This window comes from Nostoc sp., from assembly GCF_036917655.1.
Lineage (GTDB): Bacteria > Cyanobacteriota > Cyanobacteriia > Cyanobacteriales > Nostocaceae > Nostoc.
Window position 1 is genome coordinate 1 of sequence record NZ_JBALCY010000065.1, and the last position, 19,321, is coordinate 19,321.

At 43.1% G+C, this 19,321-nt stretch carries 12 protein-coding genes, 1 pseudogene and 1 riboswitch; of the genes and pseudogenes, 7 read left to right on the top strand and 6 right to left on the bottom strand.

The genetic code is table 11. The features are described from left to right. The 3 genes from V7K30_RS21990 to V7K30_RS22000 form a co-directional block, all read left to right on the top strand. Positions 1–360 (top strand): WD40 repeat domain-containing protein (locus V7K30_RS21990; protein WP_442941090.1); only part of this gene is annotated, 360 nt, incomplete at its 5' end. A 663-nt stretch (positions 361–1,023) separates the two neighbouring features. Continuing rightward, the gene (locus tag V7K30_RS21995; RefSeq protein ID WP_335002868.1) at positions 1,024–1,587 is read left to right on the top strand and encodes a pentapeptide repeat-containing protein; all 564 of its coding nucleotides are present in this window, start codon (positions 1,024–1,026) and stop codon (positions 1,585–1,587) included. 189 nt (positions 1,588–1,776) lie between these two features. Further along, a complete protein-coding gene (locus tag V7K30_RS22000) occupies positions 1,777–2,961 on the top strand; it encodes a M20 family metallopeptidase (protein ID WP_335002870.1) in 1,185 nt (394 codons plus the stop codon). A gap of 81 nt (positions 2,962–3,042) precedes the next feature. Here V7K30_RS22000 and V7K30_RS22005 read toward each other — a convergent pair whose 3' ends face one another. Next, positions 3,043–4,095, bottom strand: coding sequence for a hemerythrin domain-containing protein (locus V7K30_RS22005; protein ID WP_335002872.1), 1,053 nt, complete (start codon positions 4,093–4,095; stop codon positions 3,043–3,045). 417 nt (positions 4,096–4,512) lie between these two features. Beyond that, positions 4,513–5,814, bottom strand: a complete 1,302-nt coding sequence (locus V7K30_RS22010; RefSeq protein WP_335002874.1) for a serine/threonine protein kinase — start codon at positions 5,812–5,814, stop codon at positions 4,513–4,515. 346 nt (positions 5,815–6,160) lie between these two features. On the opposite strand from V7K30_RS22010, the gene typA reads away from it, so the two are divergent. Beyond that, positions 6,161–7,951, top strand: a complete 1,791-nt coding sequence (gene typA / locus V7K30_RS22015; RefSeq protein WP_335002875.1) for a translational GTPase TypA — start codon at positions 6,161–6,163, stop codon at positions 7,949–7,951. Positions 7,952–8,081: 130 nt separating this feature from the next. On the opposite strand, the pseudogene V7K30_RS22020 reads toward typA, so the two are convergent. The 4 genes and pseudogenes from V7K30_RS22020 to V7K30_RS22035 form a co-directional block, all read right to left on the bottom strand. Continuing rightward, positions 8,082–8,986 (bottom strand): annotated as a pseudogene (locus V7K30_RS22020) (IS630 family transposase). Between the two features lie 47 nt (positions 8,987–9,033). Beyond that, positions 9,034–10,407 (bottom strand): voltage-gated chloride channel family protein, encoded by a 1,374-nt coding sequence (locus tag V7K30_RS22025; RefSeq protein ID WP_335002877.1) that lies wholly within the window; start codon positions 10,405–10,407, stop codon positions 9,034–9,036. 95 nt (positions 10,408–10,502) lie between these two features. Further along, a riboswitch (Fluoride riboswitch) is annotated at positions 10,503–10,589 on the bottom strand. 616 nt (positions 10,590–11,205) lie between these two features. Beyond that, entirely contained in the window at positions 11,206–14,544 is a 3,339-nt protein-coding gene (locus V7K30_RS22030; RefSeq protein WP_335002879.1) for an efflux RND transporter permease subunit, read from the bottom strand. A gap of 399 nt (positions 14,545–14,943) precedes the next feature. Next, the gene (locus tag V7K30_RS22035) at positions 14,944–16,602 is read right to left on the bottom strand and encodes a mechanosensitive ion channel family protein (protein WP_335002881.1); all 1,659 of its coding nucleotides are present in this window, start codon (positions 16,600–16,602) and stop codon (positions 14,944–14,946) included. A 529-nt stretch (positions 16,603–17,131) separates the two neighbouring features. Here V7K30_RS22035 and ahcY point away from each other — a divergent pair. The 3 genes from ahcY (at position 17,132) to V7K30_RS22050 (ending at position 19,307) form a co-directional block, all read left to right on the top strand. Next, positions 17,132–18,409 (top strand): adenosylhomocysteinase, encoded by a 1,278-nt coding sequence (ahcY, locus tag V7K30_RS22040; protein ID WP_335002882.1) that lies wholly within the window; start codon positions 17,132–17,134, stop codon positions 18,407–18,409. Positions 18,410–18,573: 164 nt separating this feature from the next. Beyond that, complete coding sequence (locus V7K30_RS22045) at positions 18,574–18,990, top strand: XisH family protein (protein ID WP_334832106.1); 417 nt, start codon at positions 18,574–18,576, stop codon at positions 18,988–18,990. Next, on the top strand, positions 18,978–19,307 hold the full coding sequence (locus V7K30_RS22050; protein ID WP_334832108.1) for a XisI protein: 330 nt from the start codon (positions 18,978–18,980) through the stop codon (positions 19,305–19,307). Before V7K30_RS22045 ends, V7K30_RS22050 begins: the two co-directional genes overlap by 13 nt. The last annotated feature ends 14 nt before the right edge of the window (positions 19,308–19,321 follow it).

Genomic DNA, 19,321 nt, shown 5'->3' on the forward strand with positions numbered 1-19,321 from the left:
GGCAAGGAAATTAAAACCCTGACTGGGCATACAAACTCGGTTTTTGGCGTCAGCTTCAGCCCCGATGGCAAGATGCTGGCTTCTGGCAGTGCTGAGAACACGGTGAAACTCTGGGATACCAGCACCGGCAAGGAAATTAAAACCCTGACTGGGCATACAAACTCGGTTCGGGGCGTCAGCTTCAGCCCCGATGGCAAGATGCTGGCTTCTGGCAGTGATGACAACACGGTGAAACTCTGGAGGCTGGATTTTGATTATTTACTCCAGGAAGGGTGCAATTTTATGCGCGAGTATTATAAAACCAATCCCCCTGATAATGAGAGTGACAAGAATATGTGCGACGGTATTGGCGGGAGGTAGCACCGCCTTGGGGAAGTCAAAAGTCACACTTCGACTTCTCTACGAGACGGTACGCGAACGCTCAGTGACAAGTCAAAAGTCAAAATTCAAAAACAGCGAAACTCTTTCAGAGTCACTCCGCGATCGCATTTTGGGGAAACTTCACAGGCGATACTCTTTCAGAGTCACTCCGTGATCGCATTTTGGGGAAACTTCACAGGCGATACTCTTTCAGAGTCACTCCGTGAACGCGCTTTGGGGAAACGTTAAAGGCGATACGCAACACAAGATATCAGCAGCATTTTGGATAGTGAGGGATAAGGGGCGATCGCACTTTGGGGAAGTTTTCCTGAATTGAGAATTGCTGATATTGGGATAAATCTCTCCTGTCCTCTAACTTTGTTGTTAATCAAATGCCCAAAAACAAGATCCCCCTAGTCGTCTTTTGATCGAGCTAGGGGGATCACATATGTAGTAGTCTATAATTTGTTCGGTATAGTTGCTTACGAATCGATTCTATAGCCTATATTTCAGTTTGAGTAGTCTTACCATTAGAATTTATAGTATTTTTACAGCTTCTTAATCAATGCTTCATCCTTGTTCTTTCTTAGGGAAGCGGTATATGTAAGGATGACAGTACGCAATGTGCGTAACTTGTCATTTTTGTAAATATCTGTAAAAAAGATGAAACTTAAGATTGTTGCTACCGCCGTCCTCTTAGCTTGTTTTGGGTTTGCAGAGCAAGCCCTTGCGTTAAATCAGCTAGATTTGGATCAGTTGAAGGCAACAAGTGCCTGTCCCCGGTGTAATTTGAGTGGTGCTGACCTAACTCAACTGAATTTAACTGGAGCAAATTTGCGAGGGGCCGACTTGAGCAGCGCTACATTATCTCAAGCTAATCTTACGAATGCCGATCTCACCGGTGCAAATTTAGAAGGTGCAATTCTGAATTCGGCGAATCTCAGTGGTGCTTCCTTAACAGGAGCAAATTTGAAATCAGCATCCCTGCAAAATGCCGATCTATCTTATGCCGGTTTCATCAGCGCCAATTTGGAAGCAACAAACTTAAAAGATGCCAAATTACAATTTACCAATTTTCGGGGGGCTAACTTCCGACTAACAACTATGGCTAATGGTGTCGTTACCTCCGACAAGCCTTATGGCTGGTCGTTAGAGCGTCAAAATCCCAGAGAATGTAACGAGTTTAAACCTGAAAATACTAGAGGCACAACCTGTTACTCAAAATAACTAGTTTTGAATTGGGGACTGGGGACTGGGGACTGGGGACTGGGGACTGGGGACTGGGCATTGAGCATTAGTGTATTCTTCCCCTGCTCCCCCTGTCCCTTCCTTGACTTATCCTTAGTATGGCAAAGAGCATTTTGTTTGTTAACATTTCTTTATCATGGGAAAAAAGCCTATAGATTAATTGAATCGATGCTTACCCGTATTAAAGACTTAGCAGCAAAACTAGCGCCCCGCTTAATTGAAATTCGTCGCCACATCCACTCTCACCCAGAACTCAGCGGTCAGGAGTACCAAACAGCAGCCTTCGTAGCTGGTGTTTTGTCTTCCAGTGGTCTGCATGTACAAGAAGGAGTTGGCAAAACGGGCGTCATTGGAGAACTGCAAGGCACTAGCCAAAATGACCGTTTATTGGCAATTCGTACCGATATGGATGCCTTGCCAATTCAAGAGGGTACCAATTTGGAATATGCCTCTCGCGCAGAGGGTATTATGCACGCTTGTGGTCACGATGTCCACACCACTGTGGGATTAGGAACAGCGATGGTGCTATCCCAAGTGGCAGAGGAGTTGGGTGGGAAAGTGCGGTTTTTATTTCAGCCAGCCGAAGAAATTGCTCAAGGGGCAAGCTGGATGGTGAAAGATGGAGCGATGGAAAACGTCTCGGCTTTATTAGGAGTTCATGTTTTCCCTTCTATACCCGCAGGATCTATTGGCGTGCGTTATGGAGCATTGACAGCCGCCGCTGATGATTTAGAGATTCTGATTATGGGAGAATCTGGGCACGGGGCGCGTCCCCATGAGGCGATTGATGCAATTTGGATTGCTTGCCAAATCATTACTGCACTGCAACAAGCCATCAGCCGGACACAAAATCCCTTGCGTCCTGTAGTATTGAGCATCGGGAAAATTAATGGTGGGAGAGCGCCGAATGTGATTGCTGATAAAGTGCAGTTATTGGGAACCGTGCGATCGCTTCATCCCGAAACTCGTGCCCATCTCCCAAACTGGATTGAAAACATTGTATCTAATGTTTGCCATACCTACGGAGCAAAGTATCAAGTCAATTATCGCCAGGGCGTACCCAGCGTTCAAAATGATTATGCGCTGACGCAATTGTTGCAATCAGCCGCAGAAGAAGCTTGGAGTAGCGATCGCGTTCAAGTTTTACCCGAACCCTCCCTTGGTTCTGAAGATTTTTCTATGTATTTGGAACACGTCCCCGGTTCCATGTTTCGCTTGGGTGTAGGCTACAAAGAAAGAATCATTAACCACCCATTACACCATCCCCAATTTGAAGTCGATGAATCTGCAATTATCACCGGAGTTGTAACTATGGCCTATACCGCTTATAAATACTGTCAGCAAAATTTGTAAACAAAAACTCCCAGCAGATAAATGCTGGGAGTTTTTATTTAACTAAGCTTTTTTAGCGGATGTAGAAAGCCCGAAAGCATCCTACACATTTGATTCGGTAACAACACCGAGTTTTTGTTGAATTCGGGTCTTAGCAGCTTTAAACTCAGTAGCAAGTTGTTCACTTTGCTCAGTAGTCAAGTTGTTGCGAATGGCAGCGAACAGTGTGGTTTCTTCTTGACGAATATGATCGCCGAGGGCATCCAATAGCTGTTTGACTTTCTCTTTGAATTGGGGGGAAGATGGGCTAATAGCCTTAATTTCTTCTAATGCCTGCTTTGCATGAGCTTGTTCATCAAACAATTCTTGGGTGTTATCTTGACCGTAGAAAGGACGTACTCTTGGATAGACTACTTCCTCTTCAGCTTCAGAATGGGCAGTTAAATCCTTGTAAATTTGACCGAAGTACTCTTGAATCTTTTGTGGATCGTTGCTTTGCAGCAGTTCAGTGAACAGGGTATTTACCTTGCCGTGATCGAGGCGGATGACATCTTGGATATTCAGATCCTTTTTGTCACTGGTTTGGGTAACAGCACTACCTACTACACCACTGACTGCGGCCATAGCGTCTTGAACACGGGCCCAAATTCCTTGATCTGCATCTTGTCCAGTGAGTTCGCGGACACCCAGAATTTCCAAAATACCTTTGAGTTGCTCTTGGTGAGCGCGGTTTTCAAAGTTAATCGTATTCAAAGGTGCGATCGCTAGCAACACGTCAGCACCAACTTTTTGAGCAGCCTTGTGAACTATCAAGCCACTCATTACTAGTTGATGTTTCAGCAATTCATGCTGAGATACTTTTTCATACAGGCTCAACTCAGAACCTTTGAACAATTCGCCAGCTTTTTCAATGAATTGTGTAACAGTTTTTTTGGGTTCAGCCTGAATGCCATACTGACCAATTACAGTTTCTAGAATGCCAAGATTTTTTTGATCATCATTGAGGAAATTCCGAATGCGATCGGCAATTTCGGTATCAAGTCCTTCTTTCAAAAGCGATTGTTCATTTTCGATGACTAACTGTTGCAGTGCTTTAATGCTTGCCAATTTTACGGCAATAGCATTGCGCTTCGTATCATCTAAAGTAGCTACCATCCGTGTTCTCCCCGGCAAAGTGTTCACAATTCTTAACTAATATAAGCTTGACATAGGGGTTAGGTATATTACCTCTTTCTTTTGAGCGATCGCTCTCACAACTCTGGGTAGAGAAACATAAATTTTCGTTACAATTTCTGTTCTTATACTTTTAGATAGATATAAATACGGTTTGCTTAAGCCCAAAAAATAAAAATGTGTAGGTTGGGTTGAGGAACGAAACCCAACATTTTAGGAGGTTTGTTGGGTTTTGCAAAGCCTCAACCCAACCTACAAAGATTCTTAACCGAAGCGTATTGAGATAGATATAATAAGAATAGATATAAATTCAAACTACATCTTTAGATAGATAGTTTTTGTTTTATTAGTAAATATAAGGGTATTAAACAAGAGTTAAATTAATCAGCAAATTAGTATTTAATTTTCCTGGCTCTTATCCATCATTTCCTTTGCTAAAGTATGATAACCATTGTTATTCAAAAATCCCAAAGGTGACTCTTTAACCTGATAGCTAATGGCTTTACCAGTTGTCACCAGCCTAGCGAAGTGTTCGCAATTCCATCCTAGAATCCCATAGTGCCAGTCTTTGAAGAGTTGATAAGCAATTACGCATCTATCGAGAACTTCCTTCCTATTCAATAATTTTACTGATTTTACTCGATAAGCCTTTTTTGGAATAGGGAACACAGCAAATCCATTTCCGCCAAAGTTAAAAGCGTGAGTATCAGAGATAGTTACGTGATAGTGTAATGCCGGATCTTTCCGATGCTCTCTATGATGAATAAGTAATCCTGCATTGGAACTACTATAGTCAACATAAGCATGGAATTCACTGATAATATCGTCCATCAGTTGAGAACTAACTAGATTGACAGTAGGGAGATAAATATTAGTAGTTTGAATCTTTTGAACACTTGTAAGTGATAACCATTCTTTTACTGACTGAGGCCGTTCCTCTGGCTTAACCTCCATACCCTTGAGAATTGCCTGATTTACCCTATCACTGATACTAGAATTAATCTTTTTTGGTTCCTCCAATAGCGTACCAATCGCTCTTCTTGGCGCAAGCGTTGGTACTTCTCCAGTTAGCACAGAATATAATGTTGCTGCTAAAGCATAAACGTCAGTGTAAGCACCCCGTTTTGCTCTTTTGTCATATTGCTCAATTGGTGCAAAACCATCAGATAAAATTTGTGTATGAGTTTGAGTTAGATTCGGGGTAAATTCCCTGGCAATCCCAAAATCAATTAACACAGCCTCAGAGTTACCAGAACGCAACATGATATTTTGCGGTTTCAGATCCCGATGCAACAAGCCGTTATTGTGAGCTACGATCAAGGCTTCACCAATCTGCTGAATGTAGCGTAATGCTTCCGCTTCTGACAAAACGCCTTGATTATTAATTCGACTAGCTAAATCTTCCCCAGCAATGTATTCCATCACTATGCACCACAGGGGATTCTCATAGATTACTTCATCAATTTTCACAATATGAGGATGACTACATTTAGCTAGCTTTATCGCCTCATTCAAAAAATCTTGCTGAAACTTGGCAAAATCGGAGCGGCGTTGCACCTGATCATTCAACGTTTTAATCACAATGTAACGCCCGTGATTATCTCTGGCGAGATAGGTAATAGCAAAGCCACCTTCACCTAATTCTTTTTCAATTGAAGTGTATTTACCACTCTGCAATTGCTGCCCTAATACCCAAGCCATTATTCAAAACTCCAGCACGCTGGCGTTAACTATGGCACAAGTCAGACTAATTTACGGAATAAAAAATATCTTAGAAGTTTTAACCAGGCATTTACCCACTCTTCAACTACCTGAGTTAAGTTTTCTAATTAGATCGCCTAAATAATTCAACGCCAAGCACAGATTCAGCCCGCCTAACTTTCTGTCTTAATGCAGCCTTGACTAACCTCACCGCAATTGTGACGATTACGCTAGAATTATTAAAGGTTCTTTACAGAGTTTTGCTAATCATACCTAATTCTGTTAAAAAAGCCTAGCATTCAAATGTAAATATCAAAACCCCCTCTAGAGTTCACCAAAAGTTTCTATGACGCTCCCAATTCGCAACGTCGCCATTATCGCCCACGTTGACCACGGCAAAACCACTCTGGTTGATGCACTCCTCAAACAATCCGGCATTTTCCGCGAAGGCGAAGACGTTCCGGATTGCGTTATGGACTCCAACGCCCTAGAACGGGAACGGGGTATTACTATCCTGTCTAAAAATACAGCAGTTCGCTACAAAGAAACACTAATTAATATTGTTGATACTCCTGGACACGCTGACTTTGGCGGTGAAGTTGAACGCGTACTCGGCATGGTTGACGGATGTCTTCTGATTGTCGATGCCAACGAAGGTCCCATGCCTCAAACCCGCTTTGTCCTGAAAAAAGCTTTAGAAAAAGGGCTGCGCCCCATCGTTATTATCAACAAAATTGATCGTGGACAAACTGACCCCCACGTTGCTGTTGATAAAGTTTTGGATCTGTTCTTAGAATTAGGGGCAGATGAAGACCAGTGTGATTTTACCTATCTGTTTGCCTCCGGTATGGCAGGTTTCGCCAAAGAAAGCTTGGAAGCAGAATCGGTAGATATGCAACCCCTGTTTAACGCGATTCTGCAACACGTTCCACCACCAGTGGGCGACAGCAATAAGCCTCTGCAATTGCAAGTAACAACCCTAGATTATTCAGAATATCTAGGCCGGATTGTGATTGGCAGAATTCACAACGGTACTATCCGCTCAGGACAGCAAGCAGCTTTAGTAACAGAAGATGGTACTATTGTCAAGGGTAAAATTACCAAATTGATGGGCTTTGATGGACTGAAGCGCGTAGACATGGAAGAAGCAACCGCAGGTTATATTGTTGCGGTGGCTGGTTTCGCTGATGCTTATATTGGGGAAACGATTACTGATCCCAATGATCCGCAAGCTTTACCACTAATTAAAGTGGATGAACCAACCTTGCAAATGGCCTTCTGGGTGAATGATTCGCCCTTTGCTGGTCAAGAAGGTAAGTTGGTGACTTCCCGTCAAATACGCGATCGCTTATTCCGCGAACTCGAAACCAACGTTGCTTTGCGTGTTGAAGAAACCGATTCTCCCGATAAATTCCTCGTTTCCGGTCGTGGAGAACTCCACTTGGGTATCTTAATTGAAACCATGCGCCGGGAAGGATTCGAGTTTCAGGTATCTCAGCCACAGGTTATTTACCGTGAAATTAACGGTCAACCTTGCGAACCCTTTGAACTTTTGGTGTTAGACGTTCCTGCTGATGGTGTGGGTAGCTGTATCGAACGCCTGGGACAACGCAAAGGCGAAATGCAAGATATGCAACCTGGTAGTGGCGATCGCACCCAACTAGAGTTTGTCATCCCCGCCCGTGGATTGATTGGTTTCCGGGGTGAATTCATGCGGATGACTCGTGGCGAAGGCATCATGAATCACAGCTTCTTAGATTACCGTCAACTGAGTGGCGACATTGAAGCCCGTAACAAAGGCGTTTTAATCTCCTTTGAAGAGGGCGTTTCTACGTTCTACGCCATGAGAAATGCCGAAGATAGAGGAGCATTTTTTATTGTTCCCGGTACAAAGGTTTACAGAGGCATGATCGTGGGAGAACACACTCGTTCCCAAGATTTGGAACTAAATATCTGTAAGACCAAGCAGTTAACCAATCACCGCGCAGCTGGTGGCGATGAATTGGTGCAACTGCAAGCACCGATAGACATGAGCTTAGAGCGTGCTTTGGAATACATCGCGGCTGATGAATTGGTGGAAGTTACACCCCAATCGATTCGTCTGCGGAAGATGTCGAAGAAGTTGGCGAAACGGTAAGTAAAGTTATCTAATTGATTTAAAAAGCCCGCATAAGCGGGCTTTTTTGTTTGCTAGGTGTGTAACAATCATTTTTAAAATGGGTATAACAATCAATAGAAGTCTAATAATATAGCAATCGCCAAGGCAGTTAGGACGCTGTGCGAAGAACATCTTCTATGGCATCTCGAAGACAATCAAATTGAATGAGTTGTTTACGAATTCGACTCTTCAACCATGACCAACATCGCTCAATTTTATTAAGATCAGGCGAATAAGGCGGCAAGTATTTTAAGTGACAGTCTGCCGCTTCAATTAATTCTTGAATACGTCCGCCTCGGTGAAATGTAGCATTATCTGCAATCACTATTTGTCCGGGTTTAAGCCCTGGAATTAAACAAGTTTCAAGCCAAGTTTCAAATACGTTTCGGTTACAAGCTCCCTCAACAGTAAACGGAGCAAATAACTTCCCATTACAACAAGCGGCGATCATATTAACTCGCCCTTGCCTCCTCCCACTTTTAAGAGCATGAAAGCGATTGCCTCTTTGATTCCAACCATACCCATAATCTTCTCTATTATCCATTCCAGCTTCATCTATATAGACTATTGACTCTGGTTTATACATCGCTATCTCTTCTCTGAATGCTTGTCGTTTAACTTCATCTCGTTCTTGATAACCATAAGTTTTTTTTTACGAGTGAACCCAATTTTGCGTAAGGCTCTTGATATTGTGCGTTAGCGTAGCTCGCCGAAGGCATCGCTAATTTCTCTAATTTCTACTGACCATAGTTTGGCCATCTCTACTTGGGTTTTATCCCCATTAACCTCGACAAATTTCCCAAATTTTTCCCAGTCAGTAATTTTATGACCATTCCCTGGTGGTTGATTTGGTAAAGCTTGGTAATCTCCAGTAGTGGCTTTGCGTTGAAGCCATAGGTTGATTGTATTTCGACTGATTTGAAAAACTTGAGATGCTTCACTCTTCCTCATCCCGTCTAACTCAATTGCTTGAATTACTTTCTGACGTAGGTCATAACTGTAGGGTTTTGGCATTATCTGTTCCTGTACTGTCCGTTTGAGCAGTATCAATATTTGTTACTTTACTCATCAAGTATACTGTTTGTCCTAATCGCCTTGGCGGTTGCTATACTATCTCTTTCTTCGTCATCATCAGGTAAATCAATTTTTGGCTCAACTTTTTCTCGCCCATAATTAGCCAAAGTCACCCCTTCTTCTAAATATACAGCAGAGTATTTACTCAACCCAATACGCTGTGCAGAGTAAATTCCAGAATGACCCGAAAATAAATAGCTCACTACACAGCCAATAGCAATAAATACCCCTGATTCCAAACCAAATAGTTCAATTCCCATTAGAGTCGATGCGATAGGTGTATTTGCTGCACCCGCAAACACACCTACAAATCCCATTCCTGCTAACAGTGGTGCAGGTAATGCTAAAAGCAACGACAAAGCATTACCTAAAGTTGCACCAATAAAAAACAAAGGGGTCACTTCTCCTCCTTTAAAACCTGCTCCTAAAGTTAGAGCAGTCAGACCCAATTTTGCTGCAAAATCCCAAGGAGGTAGCTGAGTTAAAAAAGAATCAACGATAGTAGGGATACCAAGCCCAATGTATTTGGTTGTGCCACTCAACCCAACAATTACTGCTATCATCGCACCGCCTATCAAAGGACGCATTGGAGGATAAGATATCTTTGCTTTAAAGAAGTGACCAATTTGGTGAGTTACTTGAGCAAAGAATCTCGCTACAATTCCAAAGATTGCACCTGCGATAATGGCAGCAATCAACCCCCAAATTGTGAGCGTCGGTATAGACGGAGCGTGTCGGTATGGGGTATGATGCAAACCCAATAGTAAGGTTACTTGATTCCCAACGATCGCAGCAATTAAAGAAGGAAAAAGAGCGTCGTAATGAATTTTCCCAATTGCTAAAACTTCTAGACCAAATACGGTTCCAGCTAAAGGAGTACCGAAAACTGAAGCGAATCCTCCACTGATACCTGCCGTTAATAAAATTCGCCGATTGGCTCCTTTAAAATGCAATATTTTAGTCAACTGATCTGCCAAAGAAGCACCCATTTGCAGCGCTGTACCTTCACGACCGGCTGAACCTCCAAATAAATGTGTAAGGTCTGTTCCTAGTAAAACAAGAGGAGCCATGCGGAAGGGAATAATATTTTTGGGGTTATGGATCTCTTCAAGTAAAAGGTTATTTCCAGCTTCTACAGTCCGACCGAATTGATGATAAATCCAACCACTCAAGAAGCCACCAAGCGGCAGTAAGGCGATAATCCAGCGATGCGATTCCCGCCAATCAGTTGCCCATTCTAGTGATGCTAAAAGAGCCGCAGAAGCTGTTCCAGCAAGAATGCCAACCACAAATGAAATGGGCAACCACTTGATTAGGTGGGGTAATGCAATAAACGGTTCAAACTGACGAAAGTGTTTCATACCATGACTCCTTGAGGTGAGATTTGTAGACTTACACTTTCTACAGGAGAGTCAGGTAATGCATTTAGCCAAGCCCTACTCTCCCGCAGTCAGCGAGGAAAGTAGGAGCTATCAGCCTTCCAGCTATGAATTTAACCTCTACCGGAAAGGCGGTTTTGGCGAGCTCCATCGCCATTGATTTGACTTTAAATCAAGGATACCATTTTTGCTTTTGGTCGAATTTAATATTTGTTTCTTTGAGTAACTAACAATGAACGATCTCTGAGCTAATATCTGTCAGCAGACTGACAAACCCTAATGCCCAAACAGTGCTAGGAATGGTCTGGAAAAATTTCTTCTGTAGTTGTATATTCCCTATTTAGCTGACTGGGATTATAGCATTTTACGAAATACTTGCTATATCTACATTGTTAGGGATGTACGTCTGTACGCCCCTACAGCCGATTCACTTGTTGCAAAGATTTTTTAAAATAGTATCACTACATTAGTTCTGTAATTCTTGAGAACCAATAAGTAATTTCTGCATCGCTGAAGGTAGTCAACCTGGCAATTTCTCTAGCAAGCTGATAGGCTTTCTCACCTTTAGTCCTGAAAATGTTGAGTTTTGTCCCTCAACCCAACCTACACTGGTTTTGGTTTTTGGCTTTAACTAAACCGTATTGCCTTAACGTGAGTTTGACGGGTCATATCATGTTCGCCTAATTAGTCGAATAAAAAGACCTCTCCCTGGTTTTGCGTAGTAAAACCAGGGAGAGGTTCGTCGAGCTCACATAGACTTGACTTAACGGCAAAAGTCAGCTATATCCCATCCTCCTGAGACCTAAGTTGTGTCTCTGGCTGAGTTGAGCCAGCAGGCAAAACCCGATGTTCAGATGCCAAAGTTCCATTAGGAGAATCTGGAGGCTTTGAACCTCCCGATCGCTTCCGAGAAAATAGAGCCTGAGCCAAGCTCTTAACTAAGATGTACAGAATTGGCACTAAAAACAAACTCAAGAACGTCGAAAGCAGCAGCCCCCCAAAGAGCGCTGTTCCTAAAGACCAACGGCTGCTGGCTCCAGCCCCTTGAGAGATCACCAAGGGCAAAAATCCTAATAGCGCTGCAAAGGAAGTCATTAAGATTGGTCGCAGACGTTCTTGCCCCGCTTTCACCGCCGCCCGCGTGTAGCTCATGCCCTGCTCATGCTGCTGATTGGCAAATTCCACGACTAAAATCGCGTTCTTTGCGGCTAGACCAATCAAAGTCACCAAACCTACCTGACAATAGATATCATCCACCACTTTGGGGAAGATGCTACCTGCCATGAAAATATTGGAACGTACCCAAATCGCCGTCATCGCTCCCAAGACTGCTAAGGGAACCGTCAGCAAAATAATGATCGGGTCAACGTAGCTTTCATACTGAGCCGCCAGCACCAGAAAGACAATAACGAAGGCGAAGGCAAAAATCAAGCCCGTAGATCCCCCAGATGTCTTTTCCTGGAGATAAGTCCCCGTCCATTCATAACCAAATCCCTGAGGTAAGACTTCTTTAGCCAGTTGCTCCATCGCTTTAATCGCTTGTCCAGAACTAGCGCCGGGAGCAGGAGCGCCCTGGACTTTGATTGATCTGTACAAGTTATAATGCGAAATGGTTTTTGGCCCCACAAAGGGAGTAACTTTCACCAAATTGCTCAACGGAATCATCGCCCCACTTGCAGAGCGAACATACAGCTTGCCAATATCATCTGGATTAGAGCGGAAAACCCCATCTGCTTGGACATATACTCGATACTGTCGCTGTCCTTGCACAAAGTCATTCACATATTGCGACCCCAGGTAACTTTGCAACGTCCCAAAGATGTCGCTGAGTTCCACGTTGAGAGCTTTGGCTTGGTTGCGGTTCACTTGGATGTCAAATTGAGGAGTGTCTGCGGTGAACTGAGTGAAGACTCGTTGTAAAACAGGGTTTTTATTTGCTGCCCCAATGAATTTTTGAGCCGTATCAAGCAGGGTTTGAATCGGCGCACTTCCGGTTTTATCTTGAATGATAAACTCAAAACCACCCGTACTACTTAATCCTCTAACCGGAGGAGCATTCACCGCGATCGCTCTAGCATCTGTAATTGCAGAGAGCTTTTTGTTCATCCTCTGAAGTATTCCATAGACAGACTGAGATTCTAGAGTTCTCTCTTTCCAGGGTTTCAGGTTAGCAAAGGCAATGCCTAAATTAGAAGCATTGCCATCGAAACCAAAACCACTGATCATAAAACTAGCTTGAACTTCCGGAAGCGATGTTACTTCTTTGACAACCCGATCCATAACAGATTCGGTGTATTTCAAAGAAACCCCATCAGGCCCTTGCACAACTACAAAGAAGTAACCCTGATCTTCCTCTGGAATAAATCCAGTCGGCACTGCTTTGTACATCAAAACCGTTGCTACTAAACCAGCGATGAAAACCCCAATTACAATCGGCTTGATATGGGTGAGGTAGCTAACAAACCCGACATAGCGGCGCGTAAACCAGCTAAATCCCCGATTAAATAGCCCAAAAAACCATCCCAAAGGACCCCATGCAGTCTGAGCCGGGCGCATGAGGATAGCTGCCATACTCGGAGAGAAAGTTAAAGCATTGAAGGTCGAAATGGCAATAGAGCAAGCAACGGTTAACCCAAATTGTTTGTAGACAATCCCAGTAGTACCCGGAATGAATGTAACTGGAATGAATACCGCCATGAGTACAAGTGAAGTGGCAATGACTGCCCCAGTCAACTCTTTCATGGCTTCGATCGCTGCCTCCAAGGGCCTCATGCCCTGCTCCAGTTTGACTGCAACTGCCTCCACTACAATAATCGCATCATCCACAACGAGACCGATCGCGAGGACGAAACCAAATAAGGTGAGTGTATTAATCTGAAATCCTAAAACCAACAGAGCTGCACACGTCCCAACCAGGGAAACGGGGATCGCAACAGTGGGAATGATCGTGGTTCGCCAGTCTTGCAAAAAGACAAAAATTACCAAGACCACCAAGATAATCGCTTCAACCAGAGTCTGTAGAACTTCTTCTAAAGAAATTTCTACAAATGGAGTGGTATCAAATGCCACCTGTCCTTTTAGTCCAGGTGGAAAACTCTTCTCTAGTATTTTGATCTGGTCTTCAACAGCATGGGCAACGTCCAGGGCATTACTACCGGGAAGTTGATATATCCCCAAACCCACGGCTGGCTTGGGATCGCTTCCTGGTAGGGTGAATTTGGCATCAGCGAGATAGCTCTCTGCTCCCAGTTCAACTCGACCGATATCTCTGAGCTTAACTAGGGTGCTATTAGTGCTGCCATTGGTGCTGCTATTAGTAGTGTTATTTGTGGTGCTATTAGTGCCACCTTGACTCACCTTCAGCACCATATCCTCAAATTCAGCCGCATCTTTAAATCGACTGCTTGCCCGTAAAGCAAATTCAAAACTTTGATTATCTGGTGCTGGTTCTTTACCAATCGACCCTGCACCCACCTGAATATTTTGTTCTTGCAGGGCAGTTGTCACATCTTGAGGGGTTAGTTGATGTTGGGCAAGCTTGTTGGGATCAAGCCAAAGACGCATGGCATATTTGCGCTCCCCAAAAATCGTGGCTTTTCCTACACCAGGAAGCCGTTTGATCTGATCGAGAATATACAAATCAACATAATTACTGATAAAAATGTTGTCATACTCATTATTATCTGAGTAAAACCCATAGACAAGAAGCAGGCTGCTCGATGCCGTTTCAACGGTGACACCTGTTCGTTGAACAGTATCTGGCAATTGAGGTTCAGCAAGTCCTTCTTTATTTTGAACGTTTACTTGAGCAATATCGCTATTGACATTAGTTGGGAAGGAAACAGTTATATTGCTGGAACCATCATTACCCGTATTAGAAGATATATAGGATACATCTTTAACACCATTAATTTGTCGCTCAATAATGTTGGTGACGGTGCTTTCTGTTGTTTGAGCATCTGCACCAGTATTGGTAGAGCTAAGGGTGATTTGCACCGGGGCGAGGTCTGGTAGCTGAGAAATCGGCAGGATCGGAATACAGATGCTTCCCAGTAGCAAAATGATGAACGTACAGACCGTCGTCAGGACTGGACGTCTGATGAAGGTATTGACAAACATAAATTAAGGAAAACTTCAAGATTCGTTAGTGAGGTAGTAGCTTTTTATTAATATAAGGATTTATTAAGGTTTAGTGTTGGCGATCGCGCAAGATTGGGGACTGGGGATTGGGGATTGGGGATTGGGGACTTTTACAGCAGTTTGCATTTTGCATTTAATTGAACCACATATTTTGTAGGGGCACAGCATTGCTCATTGGTGTCAACTTAAGCCATAAATCCTCTTAAAACCTCGTTTCCAGCCTCTGGCTGGAAATGCACCTCATTGGGCTGCTGCCGCGAGTCAGGAAGGCGGAGCCTACTAGAAGGCATTAAAAGGCAGAGGCTCTTAACGAGGCAATCTCTCAAAGCTCTGTCTAGACTGGTTTTTACGTTAGTTGACAGTAATGAATCCAAATTTCTAATTAGCTTTGCCATTCCCCTGAAAATTTAACAAGTGATCATCATTCACCCAAATTGCTTGTTGAGGCACAGAAATGGAAATTCCAGCTTCGTCTAGAGCAACTTTCAGGCGACGGCGAAACTCGCGTGCTACATCCCATTGTTTGAGAGGCTGTGTTTTAATCCATACCCGAATAATCAAACCGCGATCGCCAAATTGATCTATTCCCAAAACTTGCGGTGGTTCCAAAATTTGAGACTGCCATTGCATTTCTTGATTCATCTGGAAACCAATACTTTCAATCAACTTCAAAGCCTTTTCTGTATCAGCTTGGTAGGCGATCGGGATTGTTAAATCGGCTCGTGACCAACGACTAGAAAGATTGGCAACAACTTTAATTTCACCATTGGGAATCGTGATCAAGCGCCCTTCTGAATCCCGCAGTTGGGTCATCCGCAGATTCAGATTTTCTACTAAGCCTCCCACGTCTCCCACAGTAATCACATCGCCTAAAGCATACTGGTCTTCTAGAATGATCAAAAAACCGTTAATCGCATCTTTAATTAAGTTTTGCGAGGCCAGAGACACTGCAACACCAACTAAACTGACACCCGCTAGCAAGGGAACAATATCTATTCCCAATGACACTAGCGCTAGCAAGAAGCCTACTCCTATCCAGATACCAGTAGCGATGCTTTTAGTCACACCAGAAAATGTGGAAACTCGCAGTTGCAGACGTTCAGAACTTTCTGGAGTCAGTAAAGCACCACTGCTGATCAGAGTGCTGGTGAAACGGTCAATCAGGGCGTAGGTAAAACGGATCGCGACATAGGTTCCTAGTAACACGACACCTAATCGCAAAGGAAATTGGGCAGCTGTGAGAATTCCTACCTGAAATGGTCGTGTATAGGGAAATAGACCCAAAATCAAGAAACTTCCACCTCCCCAAATTCCGGCTTGAGTTAGCTGAAACAATCGTCTTTTGACTTCTTGAAGATGCTGCGTTTGCCGTTGATTGAGTTGTGTTGTAATTGGTTGAGCTGCTGCTACTGCTGGTGAAATTGGGGAGTTTAGGGGCCCTATCGGGGGTTGGGAGGCAATGGGGTATAATAAATCCTTTTTGGAGCGCCGCTGCCAGCTATATACCCCCCAACTCATGACAATCATTGCCAGTCCAGTGCCCGCAGCAATTTTACCTTGGTCGATTAAAAATTGAGTTTGTCTTTCTTGCTTTGCCTGTTGCAACTTTTCTTGTAATATTTCGGCGATTTGATTTGCCGATGTCGATATATCTACCTTTCGCAGTCCAGCATCCTCAGAAGTGATGGTCATCAGATATTGACCGTTGACATAAATTACTGGTAATTCGTTTACTTTGCGAACTTCTACCTTGACTGCTGTTTTTGCTGATGACTGAAAGTAGTTTTGGCTAATTTTCTCCAACTTTTTTTGGATGTCTTCTGAACGCTCAGGAAAGTTAGTTTTTGATGCCGTTATCTGAAATAACTGACGACCATCTAAATAAATCCAGCCCGAAACAATTCTGTTATCTGAATCATTACTCACGCTGCTGAGAGCTTGCAGCTGCGGTAAAAAAGGAATCTGGGCTGTGGCTTTTGGCACAGATACAACGCCTATAACCATTGAACTAGCGATCGCCAAAAATTGAAAGCGCACTCAAACACCTCCTTGAGTAAAATCTACTATTGACTACTTCTATAACCATCCTCCGCAATAACTTTGGGTAAATGTACCTATCTAAAGTTGAAGTTTTCCCTTTAGATGATGAAATTTTGATGTTTTTTTTGTTGCCCTCTATCTTTAGACAGATGACAATGTACTTAGAATCAGGGATTAAGCTGAGAAGAGTCTTACTCTTACCAAAGATAAAACAAAAAGGAAGAAGCTGGGGATGAAGTTGACATTCTGCTGATCAAACGTCAAGCTAGTTTTGATGACTATTGACTGTGCCAATTTTAGATTTTAGATTTTGGATAATGGAATTGAAAATGGTTCAATCCCCGCCCCTTCTGGGTGCAGCCAATCTAAAAGGCGCTCGTTCCGACGCTGCGCGATCGCAAATCTAAAATCCAAAATTGATTGACTGGTAGTTTGCTAATTACCAGCAAAAATCGCCAGTAGTAGAATAACCTAGTAGAGTGCGTAAATTTTACGTAACTTTTTTAATTTTTTGAGGAAACTTTTGATGACCGCAACTTCTCCCCGATTAAAGCACGAGGTTAAAGACCTCGGCCTAGCTGCCTTGGGAAGACAGCGCATTGAATGGGCTGGACGCGAAATGCCAGTTTTGCGGCAAATCCGCGATCGCTTTGCCAAAGAAAAGCCCTTTGCTGGCTTACGCCTTGTAGCTTGCGCCCACATTACAACAGAAACAGCACATTTGGCGATCGCTCTGAAAGCCGGTGGTGCAGACGCGCTTTTAATTGCTAGCAATCCTTTATCAACCCAAGATGACGTAGCAGCTAGCCTCGTCGTCGATCATGAAATTCCCGTCTTTGCTCAAAAAGGCGAAGATAACGCAACTTATAGCCGCCACGTCCAAATCGCCCTAGATCACCGCCCCAATATCATCATTGATGACGGTAGCGATGTGGTTGCCACATTAATCCAAGAGCGCCAACACCAAATTGCCGATTTGATTGGCACCACTGAAGAAACCACAACGGGAATTGTGCGCCTGCGGGCCATGTTCAAAGATGGCGTTCTCACCTTCCCCGCAGTGAACGTCAACGATGCTGATACCAAGCACTTCTTTGATAACCGCTATGGTACTGGACAATCGACCCTAGACGGCATCATTCGCGCCACAAATATTCTGCTGGCTGGTAAAAACATAGTTGTAGTTGGTTACGGCTGGTGTGGTAAAGGTACAGCCCTCCGCGCCCGTGGTATGGGTGGTAGCGTGATTGTTACCGAAATTGACCCCATCAAGGCAATTGAAGCCGTAATGGATGGTTTCCGCGTCTTACCAATGGCAGAAGCTGCTAAAGTTGGCGACTTGTTTATCACAGTTACAGGTAACAAGCACGTAATTCGCGCTGAACATTTCGATGCGATGAAAGACGGTGCGATCGTTTGTAATTCCGGTCACTTTGATATTGAACTTGACTTGAAATACTTGGCTTCTCAAGCTAAGGAAATCAAGGAAGTGCGTCCCTTCACCGAAGAGTACAAACTGCAAAGTGGTAAATCAGTTGTCGTTCTCGGACAAGGACGTTTGATTAACCTGGCTGCGGCTGAAGGACATCCCAGCGCGGTTATGGATATGAGCTTTGCCAACCAAGCTTTAGCTGTTGAATACCTAGTGAAGAATAAAGGTAAGTTAGAACCTGGTTTGCACTCAATTCCCATTGATGTGGATCAAGAAATTGCTCGTTTGAAATTGGAAGCTATTGGAATTAAGATTGATAGCCTAACACCAGATCAAATTGAGTACATCAATTCTTGGACTACTGGAACTTGATGTTAGTTGATTAATTAATTTTTTAGGGGATAGGCTTTTGGGCTTATCCCTTTTTTTGTGTTTCGCGCAATAGCTCTTAGCAAAATGCTAAAGAGCAAAGGCGCAAAAGGAGGAATTGTCACTTCAAAAATCAGGTATGATAGAATATATTATTTTAAATTTTTATGTCAGCCAAAGATTTTTTTCACAATGCAGTTCGTTTAGCCTTAGAAAAAGATAATTGGTTTATTACTCACGATCCTTTATCTATTACAGTAGATGGTATCGAATTTCGTATTGATTTAGGTGCAGAAAGACTTTTAGCAGCAGAAAAGGATGGGCAAAAGATAGCAGTCGAAGTCAAATCTTTTCTAGGTAAATCAGAGATAAGTGAATTTCATACGGCTTTAGGACAAACACTTAATTACCGTTCTGTTTTAAGAAAAAAAGAACCTGACCGCATTTTATATCTAGCAATTAGTTCTGAAATATATACAGAGTTTTTTCTAATCCCGTTTATTCAAGAAGTAATTTCTGAACATAAATTAAAGTTGTTAATATTTGAAACTATTAAACAGGAGATTGTTTTATGGAAGGAATAAATTACTCAGAATTAGTTCAAACTGTTTTAGGAAGACATATAGAAAATCATTTATCTGAAGGAACAGAAAAGGAGTTAATTTTTGATTGTGAAAGAAATCGCTATTTAGTAGTTTATGTAGGATGGGAAGATGAAAAACGGGCTTATGGTTGTGTTGTTCATGTAGATATTAAAGATGGCAAAATCTGGATTCAGCGTGATTTGACTGAGGAAGGGGTAGCTAATGAATTAGTAGAGTTAGGAGTGCCAAAAACAGATATTGTTTTGGGTTTTAGATCGCCTTCTGTCCGGCAGTTTACTGGTTTTGCATCTGTTTAAATTTTTTGCATTTT

What these genes read in the sequence shown, in the direction of transcription:
- ahcY (WP_335002882.1), top strand. Translation starts at nt 17,132, where the DNA reads ATGACCGCAACTTCTCCCCGATTAAAGCACGAGGTTAAAGACCTCGGC.
- V7K30_RS22025 (WP_335002877.1), bottom strand. Translation starts at nt 10,407, where the DNA reads ATGAAACACTTTCGTCAGTTTGAACCGTTTATTGCATTACCCCACCTA.
- V7K30_RS22005 (WP_335002872.1), bottom strand. Translation starts at nt 4,095, where the DNA reads ATGGTAGCTACTTTAGATGATACGAAGCGCAATGCTATTGCCGTAAAA.
- V7K30_RS22000 (WP_335002870.1), top strand. Translation starts at nt 1,777, where the DNA reads ATGCTTACCCGTATTAAAGACTTAGCAGCAAAACTAGCGCCCCGCTTA.
- typA (WP_335002875.1), top strand. Translation starts at nt 6,161, where the DNA reads ATGACGCTCCCAATTCGCAACGTCGCCATTATCGCCCACGTTGACCAC.
- V7K30_RS22045 (WP_334832106.1), top strand. Translation starts at nt 18,574, where the DNA reads ATGTCAGCCAAAGATTTTTTTCACAATGCAGTTCGTTTAGCCTTAGAA.
- V7K30_RS22030 (WP_335002879.1), bottom strand. Translation starts at nt 14,544, where the DNA reads ATGTTTGTCAATACCTTCATCAGACGTCCAGTCCTGACGACGGTCTGT.
- V7K30_RS22050 (WP_334832108.1), top strand. Translation starts at nt 18,978, where the DNA reads ATGGAAGGAATAAATTACTCAGAATTAGTTCAAACTGTTTTAGGAAGA.
- V7K30_RS21995 (WP_335002868.1), top strand. Translation starts at nt 1,024, where the DNA reads ATGAAACTTAAGATTGTTGCTACCGCCGTCCTCTTAGCTTGTTTTGGG.
- V7K30_RS22010 (WP_335002874.1), bottom strand. Translation starts at nt 5,814, where the DNA reads ATGGCTTGGGTATTAGGGCAGCAATTGCAGAGTGGTAAATACACTTCA.